Genomic DNA, 13,192 nt, shown 5'->3' with positions numbered 1-13,192 from the left:
AGATTGAAGCACAGGCTTTGAAACACTTAGACAAACCGATTATTGACCTCTCTGGCTGGCAGCGTCCTGAGGAAATCAACTACGATGCCCTCTCACAAAATATTTCAGGTGCTATTGTTCGTGTTCACAGTGGTGCTCAAACGACAAAAGAAAATGATGCTTCATTTATCAATGGAATAGACAAGGCCTATAAGAGTCATATCACTGAACTTCAAAAGCGGAATGTCCCAGTTGCTGTCTACGCTTATGTAGCTGGAAAAAGTGTCCAAGAAATGGAAAAGGCTGCCGAAGTTTTCTACAATGCTGCCTCTCCTTACAGCCCTAGTTACTATTGGCTTGACGTGGAAGACAAAACCATGTCTAATATGAACGAAGGTGTCGAAAATTTTCGAGCAAAACTAGCATCACTAGGTGCTAAAAACATCGGCATCTACGTTGGTGTCTACTTCATGGAAGAACACAGTATTGATACAGGCAAGTTTACCTCTGTTTGGATTCCGTCCTACGGCTCAGACTCAGGATTTTTTGAGAGCAGTCCTAAAACTGATTTAGATTATGATATTCACCAATACACATCTAAAGGAAAAATTGCCGGCTTTGACCACGATTTAGATATCAACGTTATCTCTCCCTTAAAAAATAAAGAAGAAACCTTTCGAAAACTCTTTTTAAAACCTTAAAAGCATTTGTTTATCATTTGCTTTTTCTTTTTGTGTCTGATTGTGATACAATATAGTAAGGATTTTTTGAAATAGAAATAGTTGGAGGAAATATATGCTCTCATGGTTAGCACGCGTTATTAAAGGGATTGTAATTGCTCTTGGATTTATCCTACCGGGAATTTCCGGAGGAGTTCTAGCAGCAATCTTAGGAATCTATGAACGAATGATTGGCTTTCTGGCCCATCCCTTTAAAGACCTTAAAGAAAATGTTTTGTACTTTATTCCAGTTGCCATCGGTATGCTTCTGGGAATCGGCTTATTTTCCTACCCGATTGAATACCTGCTTGAAAATTATCAGGTCTTTGTATTATGGAGCTTTGCGGGAGCTATTATCGGTACAGTTCCTAGCCTCCTCAAAGAATCAACTCGAGAATCTGACCGAGACAAGATTGATTTAGCTTGGTTATGGACAACCTTTATCATTTCTGGATTAGGACTCTATGCCTTAAATTTTGTCGTTGGAACCTTAAGCGCCAGCTTTCTTAACTTCGTCCTAGCAGGCGCACTATTGGCCCTTGGCGTCTTGGTTCCTGGCCTCAGCCCATCGAATTTACTTTTGATTTTGGGACTCTATGCTCCTATGTTGACTGGTTTTAAAACTTTTGATCTCTTGGGAACCTTCTTTCCGATTGGAATTGGTGCAGGTGCAACTCTCATCGTTTTTTCAAAATTGATGGATTATGCCTTAAACAACTACCACTCACGCGTCTATCATTTCATCATCGGTATCGTCCTATCAAGTACCCTTTTGATCTTAATTCCAAATGCAGGAAACGCTGAAAGTATCCAATACACAGGACTTTCACTTGTCGGTTATGTCATCATCGCCTTCTTCTTTGCGCTGGGAATCTGGCTTGGTATTTGGATGAGTCAATTGGAGGATAAATATAAATAATGGCAAAAAAAGTTAAAATCAAAAAAACATTGGTGGAACAAATCCTATCTAAAGCAGCTATCCCTCATCAGGGGATTCAAATCAATGCCCTAGAAGGAGAGCTTCCTCAAGGTTATGAACGAGATCAGATTTTCAAAACCTTGGCGCTTTTGGGAAACAAGGCCGGACCGATTATCGGAATTGTCCCTATCACTCAGCACTTGTCTGAAAAGAAACTAGCTAAAATTTCTGGCAATAAAAAAGTGAGCATGATTCCACAAAAGGACTTAGAAAAAACAACTGGTTACATTCATGGAGCCAATAATCCTGTCGGAATTCGTCAGAAACACAATTATCACATTTTTATCGATAAAATTGCTCTAGATTTGGATCGAATGATTGTCTCTGCAGGCGAAGTCGGACACAGCATTATCGTCGCGCCACAAGACTTGGCTAGCTTTGTAAAGGCAGACTTTGTAGATATTTTGGAGGACATCAAGTAATGAAACTCTACTTTGTCCGCCACGGTCGTACCCTCTGGAACCAAGAAGGTCGTTTTCAAGGTGCTAGCGGTGATTCTCCTCTTCTTCCTGAATCCATTGAAACCCTAAAACGACTTGGCCAGTATCTCAAGGAAATTCCTTTTGATCAGATTTATTCAAGTGATTTACCTCGAGCGGTCAAATCTGCTGAGATTATCCAAAGTCAACTCCATACCCCCTGTTCTTTAGAAATCGTTCCTAATCTCCGTGAATGGCAACTTGGGAAGTTAGAAGGTTTGAAAATTGCAACCCTGGAAGCTATTTACCCGCAACAAATCCAGGCTTTTCGTTCAAATCTTGCTCAATTTGACACTCGAATGTTCGGAGCCGAATCCCTCTATAGTACAACTCAGCGGACCATCCAATTTATCAAATCATTAAAAGATAGTCCAGCTGAGCGTATTCTAATTGTCGGACACGGCGCCAATCTTACTGCCAGTCTTCGTACTCTCCTAGGCTATAAAGAACCACTTCTTCGTAAAGATGGCGGTCTAGCAAATGCCAGCCTGACCATTATAGAAACCCATGATTTTGAAACATTCACTCTCAATACTTGGAATGATACTTCTTATCAATCATAATTATAGCCTAGCCTTCTGAACTAGAACCATAGGAGATATAGTCAGTTGAAACAAAAATAAGACAAAAGAACCTTGTAAAAAGGTATTGCAACTTGCCAATACCTTTTTGATATGAACACGTGTCTTCTCAACAGGATTGTAGAGCAAAATGAAATAAGAACTGAATAATATGATTTGAGAATTTAAATCAATTTATAAGAATGTTTTAGAAGCAGTTATGTACTATTTCAGATTCACTTTTCTATACTAAGATGAGTAGGGAGGAAAAGGTAAAAGTTTATGCTCAAACTCTTCACATAAGAACTCTAGCTTACCCATTCTATGGAATCTTGCATTATCCATTAAAACTTCCAGACTCATACTCTTCTAAAATCTATTCAAACCACGTCAGCTTCACATTATATATGTTGATGACCTCACAAGTTTTATCTACAACCTCAAAGCTGTTCTTTGAGCAGCCTACAGCTAGCTTCCTAGTTTAATCTTTGCTTTTCACTGAGTATCAAGTTAAAAAAATGAGGCTGGTCAAAAAGTCTTTAAAATCAAAAAACGCATATTATCAGGTGTTAAATGAACTGCCCCCCAAAAATTAGACAGAAAAAATCTAACTTTTTTTGGGGGGTTATTATGAAATTAAGTTATGATGATAAAGTTCAGATCTATGAACTTAGAAAACAAGGATATAGCTTAGAGAAACTTTCAAATAAATTTGAGATAAACAATTCTAATATTAGGTACATGATTAAATTGATTGATCGTTAATGTTGGAACAGGCATTCAAAGAGAAGCACTATGAGAATACGATTCTCCATAGTGACCAAGGCTGGCAATACCAACACGATTCTTATCATCGATTCCTAGAGAGTAAGGGAATTCAAGCATCTATGTCACGAAAGGGAAACAGCCAAGACAACGGTATGATGGAATCTTTCTTTGGTATTTTAAAATCCGAAATGTTTTATGGCTATGAGAAAACATTTAAATCACTTAATCAATTGGAACAAGCCATTATAGACTATATTGATTATTACAACAATAAGAGAATTAAGATAAAACTAAAAGGACTTAGCTCTGTGCAATACAGAACTAAATCCTTCGGATAAATTAATTGTCTAACTTTTGGGAGGGCAGTACAAACCTTGTACTATGCGTTTTATTGTGGGAATGTTTGCTTCATTTTTTCCTGAAGTCGAGTTTTTTCCCTGACTCATTGATTTGGACTATTCGTTTGATGTACTACTGCTTGAGCTTGAATCTCCACCACCGATATATTGGGTAAAGATATTTTGGAAGGCTTGGTCCTTAACCTTGATATTGGCTGCTTGCAATTCTTTTCCGATAATGCTTTGAACAAATGTTGAATCATTTTGTTTTTGAGTCAAGATAACAGTTTTTAATTTTTCTTTGTAGTCATCAATATTAGATGATTTTTCTGTTTTCTTAGTGAGTTTTACAATGTAATATTGGCTACTGTAGGCTTGTGTGCCAGTTGCTGTAATCACATCAGAAACACCATCCACATCTAAAGCGAAAGCGGCTTTTTTGACTTGCTCAGGTACTTCTGTTGAAGCAGAATCAAAGGTAATTTCTCCACCATTTTCTTTTGTTTTTTCATCAGTTGAGTTATCTTTGGCTAATTGAGCAAAATCAGCACCTTCTGCCTTGGCTTTTTCGAGAACTTCTTTGGCCTTGTCTTCATTGTCCAAACGGATGATTTGAGCCGTTACATCTGGAGTGTATTCGTCAAAGGCCTTCTTGTAAGCATCATCTGTCAATTCAGCTTCTGCTGCCTTCTTAACTGCCAACTCAACTAATTTACTTGTACGAATTTGAGCTTTACGTGTTTCAAGAGTCATACCTGCTTGTGACAAGACACGTTGGTAGTTTTCACCATATTGTTTTTCTTCTTCGGCAATAGTATCATCAACCTCTTTATCATCAAGCTCTGAGCCATATTGTTTTTCAAAAACTTTTTGGATGGTCATATTTAACAAGACTTGTTGGGCTGAAGGGTTGCTTTTCACTTGCTCATAAAATTGATGTTCTGTGATGACATCCCCTTTCATGCTGATAAGGTCTGCCCCTTCTGAACCTTTCGAACAAGCTGCTAAAGTTGCTACTGATAATAGTGTAATGGCACCTGCCAATAGTTTTTTCTTCATGTCTACTCCTTTGAGATAAGTGTTACTCTATCTATTTTACTATATTTTCTTAAATTTTTCTGAAAATCATTCGCTGTCAGGCAATTGAACATCTGCTACATTTTTACGAAGCATGAGAATGCCGTCCCCCAGAGGTACTAATGTTGCGGTGAGTCCTGGATTGTCTAAGGTTGCATCAAATAGTCTTTGAAGTCCTCGATAAATGGTTCGCTGGCCACGACGAACTTCCATAATGTCCTTGGCAACATCACCACCTTGAAAAATATCATCCAAGACAACCACACCTCCAACTTCCAAATGTTTGAGGATTTCTGGCAGAAAGACGATGTATTTAGACTTGGCAGAATCCATAAAGACGAAATCATAAGACTCTGTCAGTGTAGATAAGACGTCTACCGCATCTCCCTCTAGGAGAGTTATTTGCTTGCGACTGTCAAACTGGGCAAAATTTTCCTTGGCAAAACCAATCATTTCTGGATTACGGTCAATGGTTGTAATCTTAGCATTTGGCGCATGCTCTGCCATCAAGAGAGCTGAAAAACCGATAGCCGTCCCAATTTCCAGAATGTTTTTAGGTTGCATGGTTTCCATGAGAAACCTGAAATAAACAACCGTTTCATGGGGAATAATGGGAATATTTTCCTTGCGGGCAAAGTCTTCCAATTCTTTCAAGGAACCTGTGACTTGCTTTTGACGCTGACGCATCAAGTCTACAATTTCTTCCTTGACGACAGGGCGACGCATGTTATGGTTGGCATTTTTACTATACGATTCAACCATCTTACGCCAATCCCAATTTTTCAACAAGGGCTTCAAACTCATTCAAACGACGTTCAAAGACTGCAAAGGCATCGTTGAGATAGTCTTCCTTCTCCATATCAACGCCAGCTTTTCTCATGACATTAAGTGGATAGTCAGATTTACCTGCCTTGAGGTAGTCGATATAGCGGTCACGGTCTTCTTGACTACCATGGACAATTTTTTCAGCCAAGGCTGAGGCCGCCGCAAAGCCTGTTGAATATTGGTATACATAGTAGTTATAGTAGAAGTGTGGAATCCGAGCCCACTCGTATTGGATTTCCGGATTGTCTTCCTTACTCAAACCATAATACTCTTGGTTCAAGTCAGCATAGAGTTTATTTAAGAAATCGCTTGTCAAGACTTCACCATTTTGATCCGCTTGGTGAATCGCGTGTTCAAACTCAGCAAATTGAGTTTGGCGGAAAACTGTCCCACGGAAACCGTCTAGGAAGTTATTGAGAATAGCAAAGCGCGTTGCATCGTCTTCCACTTCTTCCAATAATTTCTCCGTCAAGATATTTTCATTGGTCGTTGAGGCAATCTCAGCCAAGAAGATCGAATAATCTCCGTAAACATAAGGTTGCGTTTCACGAGTATAGCTTGAATGCATACTGTGACCTGTTTCATGAACAAGAGTAAAGAGATTGTCCAGATTGTCCTGCCAGTTAAGAAGCATAAAGGCATTGGTATCGTAAGAACCACCAGAATAGGCACCTGAACGCTTTCCTTGGTTTTCGTAAACATCAATCCAACGCTCGCTGAAGGCACGTTTAACACGGCTCAAGTAATCCTCACCCAAGACTGCCAAGGCATCTTCTGCTTTTCTCAAGGCTTCTTGGTAGGTAAAACTATATTCAACAGATGAAAGTGGTGTGTAGACATCGTACATCTTGAGATCTGAAATTCCCAAGATTTTTGAACGAAGTTCAAGGTAACGATGCAAGAGTGGCAAATGCTTGCGAACTGCTGCTACCAAATTGTCATAAACATTTTCTGGAACAAAATTAGCCGCTAGGGCTGCATGACGAGCGCTCTTGTAGTTGCGAACTTTAGCACGATAGTTTTGCACCTTAACATTGGTTTGCAAGGTTTTAGCATAGGTGTGTTGGAATTGTTCGTAAGTCGCATAAAGGGCTTGATAGGCCCCACGGCGAATCTCACGATTTTTAGACTCCATCAAACGTGTGTAGGTCCCATGAGATAGCTGAACTTCCTTACCATCATCGTCGAGGACATAAGGGAACACAATATCCGCATTGTCCAAAATAGCGAAGGTTTCGCTTGCTGAACCAAAGATTTCTCCAGCTCCAGCTAATAATTCTTCTTCGCGTTGTGAAAGAACATGATCCTTTCCTTGCAAAAGCTTGTCAAAATAGTGTTGATAAACCTGCAATTTTGGTTGAGACTCTAAAAAGTCAGCATACTGCTTTTCACTAATTTCCATAAATTCAGGATCATAGAATGAAAAGGCTTGGTCTAGCTGACTATAGAGTGTCATTGCTTTGGCATAGTACTCTTGATACTTAGCTTCACGTGTATCCTGATCATTCTTCATATGAGCATAAACGTAAAGCTTCTCCATCTGGCGTTCCATTTCAAGAGAAAATTCAGTAATTTCGAGTAGGCTATCCGCACTATCCAAGAGATGGCCTTCATACTGGGCTACTGTCTCCAGCTGTTCTGTTAAATCTTTTAAGGCTTCTTCCCAAGCCTGGTCAGTTGGGTAGATCGTTGATAGATCCCATGTATCTTTTTCATTTATTTCGTTTCTTTGTAATACCATTAGATTCCTCCATCCTTTCTATTCTACCATATTTTTCAAGAAATATTGCTGATAAAAGGCTGGTGGATAAAGCTTTTGCCAATCATTTTGAGGATTTTCTTGGTAATAGATTTGAAAATACTGATAATAGCTGGTCAAATCCTTCTCAATTTGGCAAAAATCACCTACTAGTGGTCGAATTTGTGGATACCATTCTTTCAGCCCATAAGTCAGGACATTTTCTCCCTTTTGATAGGCTTCTGCTTGTTCTTTCATCCAAATGGGATTTTGATAGTACAGTTGTTGCCGGATATAACAACAGATGTCCTTATCCTCAGAAACTGTAAAATGAGATATTTTTTGTTTCTTATAGGGAAAACGTAATATCTCCAGTAGACTACCTTGACCACAGGGAAATTCCTTGATTTGATAATGGAGTTTACCTCGAAGATCCTGGTGTATGAGATATTTAAGCCTTAAAATCTGCTTTCCCTTGTCTACTTCCCAAACATAAAAGCCCATGTTTTGACTAAAATAGAGAAAACCTTGTTGCAGACGAGTCAAACGCTCCTTGAGCCAAAGTTTTTCTCCCAGTAGCCACAGTACTTGGTAACCCTGGCTACGATAACCCTCACTGCGCTCTTTAAGAACTTTTTGTGGCAAGGGACTACATTGAACCTCTAAAGCTAGATTGCCATTTACAAACACATCCGCAATCTGTTTAAGTTCTGGAAGCAGGTATTCTAATTGAACCTCTGAATCTTTTTTCAACCAGTGATAAAGTGATTCCTTATTGGCCAGATGTTCTGAACTTTCATTTTCAGAGGAATAATCACAGTCTTTTAAGGATTTATGGGCAAAATGGGTCCGTACACTTGGTCCTTGACGCAAACGAAGCTGACCTCCACAAGCTGGGCAGGTGTATGCTTGCTTCTCAAGCTTATCCTCTAACACATTTACCAATTTTCCCCTAGCATCTCTCGCAACAAACATGATTTCCCTCCTTTTCTATATTATTCGTAAAAAAGAAAAAAGATCAGGAAAATTCCTAATCTTCATTCATTTTTATTTGATTTTCTTGGCTAGCATGGTCGCAAAGCGTAGTTGAATACGATTGCCATTTTCATCGCGACGGTGCAAATGGCCTGGATTTTCATTGTACTTAACCAATTCCCAATCCTTGTAATAGTCTGCCAATTCCCCTTCTTTAAAGGTGAATGGGAAGTTCACTGAGCAAGGATAATCCTCCGTGTCCATGGCACAAACGATAAGATTATAGCCACCAACACTGGTTTTATCCTGCATATTTTGAATAATAGCTGGAATGCAGTCTGCTTGTAGAAACATGAGAACAACAGTTGATACGATAAAATCATATTCTTGCCCAATGCTAGCTGAATTGATATCGTAAAGACCAACAGTCATGTCCAGATCTTCTTGCTCCACAATACTTTGCAAGATTTCAAGGGTCAGGTCATTTTGATCTACAGCCGTCACATCAAAACCTTGCTGGGCTAGAAAAAGAGAATTGCGCCCCTGACCACAACCCAAATCCAAAGCTTTCCCTGGTTTTACTGTCTGCATGGCCTCTAGAACCTCTGAATGAAAAGGATTGGTATTGTATTTCTTAGGGAAATAATCCTCAGGTTTACAATAAAATTCCAAGTACCATTCCACATCATCTGTGGCAGCTTCCACTCGGTGCCAGACTTGTGGTTGTGCCATGGGATTATCTGCCCCTGCTTCAAAGAGGTGTTCAGCTAGAACTTCCCCTTCTTCTGTCAATTCAATAAACTTGAGAGCTCCCTTCAAGACAGTAATTTTCCCCAAGTCCCAACTTTTGTATTGTGCTTTTGCTGAACAGCTTCAGGCATGGTTTCTTTAGTCTACAAAGGCATGCGTTTATAGGCAACTAATTTTTCCATTTTCAATTCCTCTTTTTATCGCTGATTAACAGCTTTCATCACGCGCGCGATGTCGCGGTTTTGCTCACGACGTTTGATAGACTCTCTCTTATCGTAGTCATGCTTCCCTTTAGCTAAACCTAAAAGAAGCTTGGCATAACCGTCTTTGATATAGACTTTAAGAGGAACCAGGGTCATTCCTGTCCCTTTAGTCTCTTGTTCCAACTTTTGGATTTGCTTTTTATGGAGCAGGAGTTTACGACGACGTTCTGGTTCTTGGTTCCAGATATTGCCCTCTTCGTAAGGAGCGATATGGACATTGCTCAACCAGACCTCTCCATTTTTTACTTGGGCAAAGCCATCCTTGAGATTGATTCGAGCAGCTCGTACACTCTTGATTTCAGTTCCAGTCAGAACCATCCCTGCCTCTAGCGTATCTATGATTGTATAGTCGTGGCGCGCCTTTTTATTTTGTGCGACGACCTTTCCCTCGCCCTTTGCCATGCTTGGCTCCTTTCTTAGCTACTTCCTTGTAAAAAGGTTTCTTTCCTTTTTTCTTCTTGTCTTTTTGTGAATGCTTGCGCTTATCATTTGAGCGTCCTGATTTTCTCTTATCTTCCTTCTTATCTGAACGACGATTTGAACCACGCCCTCTGTCACTACGATTAGACTGTTTTAATCCTTTTTCAATCACATCAAACTCACTTGGGATGTAAGAGAAGTCAATTTCACCCGTCATCTTGTCGGCTCTTTCAACTCGGATACGGATTTGCTGACCTACACGGAAAGTTGTTCCTGATTTCTCCCCACGAAGAGTCAAATCACGCTCATTGAAATGATAAAATTCAGGTAGATTTGTGATGTGAATCAAGCCTTCAACTGTGTTTGGCAATTCAACAAAGAGACCAAACTTGACAATGCTGGACACAACCGCATCGTACTCTTCGCCCACGTATTCTTCCATATACTCAGCCTTTTTCATGGCTTCGACTTCACGCTCAGCCTCAATGGCACGACGTTCACGGTTGGAAGACTGGGTCGCAATCTCTGGAATCACTTGCTCAAAATGCTCTGCTATTTCCTTAGAACGGCCGTAATCACGAATCATACGGTGAACAAGAAGGTCTGGATAACGACGAATCGGACTAGTAAAGTGAGTATAATAGTCAGCCGCAAGTCCATAATGCCCGTGATTATACTCCGAATAACGAGCCTGCTGCATGGAGCGAAGAAGCATCATGGACAATACATCTGCATAAGGTTCCCCCTCAACTGCTCGCATAATATCTTGAAGTGCCTCTTGACTCATTTCACTAGCAGTCCCATAGATTCGAATACCGAAACTCGAAGCATAATCAATAAACTTCTGAACCTTTTCAGCCTTAGGCTCCTCGTGAATTCGATAGATAAAAGGTAGGTCCAGCTTGCTGAAATGCTCGGCAACTGTTTCATTGGCCATCAACATAAAAGACTCAATCATCCGCTCGGCAACACCACGCTGACGAAGAACGATATCAACAGGCTTACCTTGTTTATCCACTAAAATCTTGGCTTCATTGGTATCGAAATTGAGGGCTCCACGTTTCACACGCATGTTTTCTAGCCTTTCGTGAAGTTTGGCCATAAGTTCGATACTAGGAACAATTTTCTGATACTCTTGTCTCTTTTCCTCGTCGCTTGCTAGGATATCATTGACATCGCTATAGGTCATCCGATAGCTTGTCTTGATAACCGTTTGTGTGATGGTGTAGTTGACTACACGACCATGTTTATCAATCTCCATAATAGCAGACTGGGTCAGACGGTCAACTTGGGGATTGAGAGAACAGATGCCATTTGATAGTCGTTCTGGAAGCATTGGAACCACACGGTCAGTCACATAGACAGAAGTTGCGCGGTTAAGAGCTTCCTTATCAAGGGCAGACCCCTCGGTCACATAGTAGGAAACATCTGCGATGTGAACACCAAGCTCCAGATTTCCATTTTTCAAGGCCTTGATATGCACCGCATCGTCCAAGTCCTTGGCGTCAGCACCATCGATGGTAAAGATAATCTCATCTCTTAGATCCAGACGACCTTCCGTATCCTTTTTAGACGGAGCATCAGGCACACTTTCTGCTTCCTTGACAACAGCTTCTGGAAACTCGGATACAATGTCCATTGATTCCAAGACCTCAAGAACATCAATTCCGACATCTGTTGAGTGTCCCACCACATCGAGAACACTCGCGACAAAGAAATCATGTTTCTTGCTTGGGTATTTATCGATAAAGACCTTGAGAACTTCTGTTCCCTCCAGTTTAAGGGCTGGTTTCTTAACATAGATGAGTTGGCTGATTTTCTGATTTTTCGAACGGATATAGCCTGCATACTTAGGTTTTTCCTGATCCAGAACGATTTGACCTACAACAGTTGTCAAACTGTGTTCTAAGATATCAATAATTTTTGCTTCTGCTGCTGTTCCCTTATTGCGGTCAGCGACTTTCTTAATCACTACCTCAACGGTATCACCATCAATAGCATAGTTGACATCGTTTTTTCCTACAAAAAGGTCGTCCTCCTCGCCTTCCAGACTAACAAAGCCAAAGCCATTTTTATGGGCATGAAAAATCCCCTTGAGGGTAATCTCATGTTTTTTCTTAATTTCTAATGTCAGACTACCATCTTCTTCAAAGCGTATCTGATGCTTTCTTTCCATTAGGGACAAGGTTTTAATCAACTCACGAAAATCCTTGGAACTATCTTTTCCCAAAGCCTGAGCCAAATCATTAACAGTCACCTTTCCCTTATCTTGTAAATATTCTTTTATTCTATCTTTCATATTTTCTTTCTAGATTTTTTAATTTTCTTTTACTGTAAAACCTTCTCAAACATCCTTTCATACTCAATAAAAATCAAAGAGCAAACTAAAAAGCTAGCCGCAGGTTGCTCAAAACACCGTTTTGAGGTTGTGAATAGAACTGACGAAGTCAGCTCAAAATACTGTTTTGAGATTGCAGATGAAAGCTGACGTGGTTTGAAGAGATTTTTGAAGAATATAAAAACAAAAAGAGGCAAAGACCTAGTCCTGCCCATTATTTTCTTATCTACTTGATAATACCGTCAATGCTAAGGCAATGGCTAGCCAGAAAAAGACTAAAATCCCTGTCAAACGCTGCATCACAGCTTCGAAACCGCGTGCTTTACTGCGTTCAAACAAATCACCTGAGCTGGCATCAAATACATTGCTGGATTGGTTTTTAGTTGGTTGCATGAAAATCGCAATCACAATCACAACAGATAATACTAATAAAATGGTTAATAATAGGTTATACATATCAAACTCCTTACAATCCCTATTATTTTACCATAAAATCTACTTAGATTCAAGATGTAGGGTTACTTTTCTTTCCTTGGGACAATACTTTAAAACCTCAATCTTGTCTGGATGGGTTTTTGAATTTTTACTGGTTAGGTAATTGATACTGCCACAAGAGGAGCATTTGAGATTAATTTTTACTCGCACTAGATTTCCTTTACTTTTATTAGACTTCCTGCAAAACTAGAATCCTAGTTCATGATTGATAATGCCAGCAATCAAATTCATTCGTAAGCCGAAGCGTTTACGATGATTTCGATAGGTTGTTGAAAACATTTTAAACGTTTTTATAGTGAAATGAAATAAGAACAGGACAAATCGATCAAGACAGTCAAATCGATTTCTAACAATGTTTTAGAAGTAGAGGTGTACTATTCTAGTTTCAATCTACTATACTCTGTCAAAAATATTCTCAACCTTGATTCTCTCCTTAGATAGCGCATGGTTACAGGCTTTCTCTTCAGCTGTTAGCGGCTTGAGTTTGCT

13 protein-coding genes and 4 pseudogenes are annotated in these 13,192 nt (G+C 39.8%); 5 read left to right on the top strand and 12 right to left on the bottom strand.

Going from position 1 to position 13,192, the window contains the following annotated elements; translation table 11 throughout:
• The 4 genes from HT688_RS02585 to HT688_RS02570 all read left to right on the top strand — a co-directional run.
• Positions 1 to 680, top strand: a 680-nt coding sequence (locus HT688_RS02585) for a GH25 family lysozyme (RefSeq protein WP_172923541.1), incomplete at its 5' end; no start/stop codon positions are given.
• 94 nt (positions 681 to 774) lie between these two features.
• Positions 775 to 1,617: a DUF368 domain-containing protein gene (locus tag HT688_RS02580; RefSeq protein ID WP_000954122.1), complete on the top strand. Its 843-nt coding sequence runs from the start codon at positions 775 to 777 to the stop codon at positions 1,615 to 1,617.
• Positions 1,617 to 2,099 carry an aminoacyl-tRNA deacylase gene (locus tag HT688_RS02575; RefSeq protein ID WP_172923540.1) on the top strand — a complete coding sequence of 161 codons (483 nt, stop codon included), beginning with the start codon at positions 1,617 to 1,619 and terminating at the stop codon, positions 2,097 to 2,099. The genes HT688_RS02580 and HT688_RS02575 overlap by 1 nt, the downstream gene beginning before the upstream one ends.
• Complete coding sequence (locus tag HT688_RS02570; protein ID WP_000780813.1) at positions 2,099 to 2,719, top strand: histidine phosphatase family protein; 621 nt, start codon at positions 2,099 to 2,101, stop codon at positions 2,717 to 2,719. Before HT688_RS02575 ends, HT688_RS02570 begins: the two co-directional genes overlap by 1 nt.
• 252 nt (positions 2,720 to 2,971) lie before the next feature.
• On the opposite strand, the pseudogene HT688_RS02565 reads toward HT688_RS02570, so the two are convergent.
• Positions 2,972 to 3,067: pseudogene (locus tag HT688_RS02565) on the bottom strand (IS630 family transposase); the annotation flags it as partial.
• A gap of 413 nt (positions 3,068 to 3,480) precedes the next feature.
• On the opposite strand from HT688_RS02565, the pseudogene HT688_RS02560 reads away from it, so the two are divergent.
• Positions 3,481 to 3,822: pseudogene (locus HT688_RS02560) on the top strand (IS3 family transposase); the annotation flags it as partial.
• Between the two features lie 117 nt (positions 3,823 to 3,939).
• Here HT688_RS02560 and prsA read toward each other — a convergent pair.
• The 11 genes and pseudogenes from prsA to HT688_RS02505 form a co-directional block, all read right to left on the bottom strand.
• Complete coding sequence (gene prsA / locus HT688_RS02555; protein ID WP_138700471.1) at positions 3,940 to 4,881, bottom strand: peptidylprolyl isomerase PrsA; 942 nt, start codon at positions 4,879 to 4,881, stop codon at positions 3,940 to 3,942.
• A 66-nt stretch (positions 4,882 to 4,947) separates the two neighbouring features.
• A complete protein-coding gene (locus HT688_RS02550) occupies positions 4,948 to 5,661 on the bottom strand; it encodes an O-methyltransferase (protein WP_007285038.1) in 714 nt (237 codons plus the stop codon).
• Position 5,662: 1 nt separating this feature from the next.
• The gene (pepF, locus tag HT688_RS02545) at positions 5,663 to 7,465 is read right to left on the bottom strand and encodes an oligoendopeptidase F (protein ID WP_000244148.1); all 1,803 of its coding nucleotides are present in this window, start codon (positions 7,463 to 7,465) and stop codon (positions 5,663 to 5,665) included.
• Positions 7,466 to 7,483: 18 nt separating this feature from the next.
• The gene (locus tag HT688_RS02540) at positions 7,484 to 8,437 is read right to left on the bottom strand and encodes a competence protein CoiA (protein WP_000495916.1); all 954 of its coding nucleotides are present in this window, start codon (positions 8,435 to 8,437) and stop codon (positions 7,484 to 7,486) included.
• 72 nt (positions 8,438 to 8,509) lie between these two features.
• Positions 8,510 to 9,274 (bottom strand): SAM-dependent methyltransferase TehB, encoded by a 765-nt coding sequence (gene tehB, locus HT688_RS02535; protein ID WP_007285037.1) that lies wholly within the window; start codon positions 9,272 to 9,274, stop codon positions 8,510 to 8,512.
• A 110-nt stretch (positions 9,275 to 9,384) separates the two neighbouring features.
• Positions 9,385 to 9,852, bottom strand: a complete 468-nt coding sequence (gene smpB, locus HT688_RS02530; RefSeq protein ID WP_001051744.1) for an SsrA-binding protein SmpB — start codon at positions 9,850 to 9,852, stop codon at positions 9,385 to 9,387.
• Positions 9,815 to 12,169 (bottom strand): ribonuclease R, encoded by a 2,355-nt coding sequence (rnr, locus tag HT688_RS02525; RefSeq protein ID WP_055356930.1) that lies wholly within the window; start codon positions 12,167 to 12,169, stop codon positions 9,815 to 9,817. The genes smpB and rnr overlap by 38 nt, the downstream gene beginning before the upstream one ends.
• A 261-nt stretch (positions 12,170 to 12,430) precedes the next feature.
• On the bottom strand, positions 12,431 to 12,664 hold the full coding sequence (gene secG, locus HT688_RS02520) for a preprotein translocase subunit SecG (protein ID WP_000282517.1): 234 nt from the start codon (positions 12,662 to 12,664) through the stop codon (positions 12,431 to 12,433).
• A gap of 39 nt (positions 12,665 to 12,703) precedes the next feature.
• On the bottom strand, positions 12,704 to 12,853 hold the full coding sequence (rpmG, locus tag HT688_RS02515) for a 50S ribosomal protein L33 (protein ID WP_001809104.1): 150 nt from the start codon (positions 12,851 to 12,853) through the stop codon (positions 12,704 to 12,706).
• Between the two features lie 36 nt (positions 12,854 to 12,889).
• Positions 12,890 to 12,997 (bottom strand): annotated as a pseudogene (locus tag HT688_RS02510) (IS5/IS1182 family transposase); the annotation flags it as partial.
• A gap of 102 nt (positions 12,998 to 13,099) precedes the next feature.
• A pseudogene (locus tag HT688_RS02505) lies at positions 13,100 to 13,192 on the bottom strand (IS5/IS1182 family transposase); the annotation flags it as partial.

It is taken from the genome of Streptococcus sp. 1559 (assembly GCF_013276735.1).
Lineage (GTDB): Bacteria > Bacillota > Bacilli > Lactobacillales > Streptococcaceae > Streptococcus > Streptococcus pseudopneumoniae.
This window is presented reverse-complemented; position numbering and strand designations above follow the sequence as displayed.

Coding starts and splice junctions, on each gene's coding strand:
- HT688_RS02575 (WP_172923540.1), top strand. CDS start 1,617: ATGGCAAAAAAAGTTAAAATCAAAAAAACATTGGTGGAACAAATCCTA.
- HT688_RS02550 (WP_007285038.1), bottom strand. CDS start 5,661: ATGGTTGAATCGTATAGTAAAAATGCCAACCATAACATGCGTCGCCCT.
- smpB (WP_001051744.1), bottom strand. CDS start 9,852: ATGGCAAAGGGCGAGGGAAAGGTCGTCGCACAAAATAAAAAGGCGCGC.
- HT688_RS02570 (WP_000780813.1), top strand. CDS start 2,099: ATGAAACTCTACTTTGTCCGCCACGGTCGTACCCTCTGGAACCAAGAA.
- rnr (WP_055356930.1), bottom strand. CDS start 12,169: ATGAAAGATAGAATAAAAGAATATTTACAAGATAAGGGAAAGGTGACT.
- prsA (WP_138700471.1), bottom strand. CDS start 4,881: ATGAAGAAAAAACTATTGGCAGGTGCCATTACACTATTATCAGTAGCA.
- HT688_RS02580 (WP_000954122.1), top strand. CDS start 775: ATGCTCTCATGGTTAGCACGCGTTATTAAAGGGATTGTAATTGCTCTT.
- secG (WP_000282517.1), bottom strand. CDS start 12,664: ATGTATAACCTATTATTAACCATTTTATTAGTATTATCTGTTGTGATT.
- HT688_RS02540 (WP_000495916.1), bottom strand. CDS start 8,437: ATGTTTGTTGCGAGAGATGCTAGGGGAAAATTGGTAAATGTGTTAGAG.
- pepF (WP_000244148.1), bottom strand. CDS start 7,465: ATGGTATTACAAAGAAACGAAATAAATGAAAAAGATACATGGGATCTA.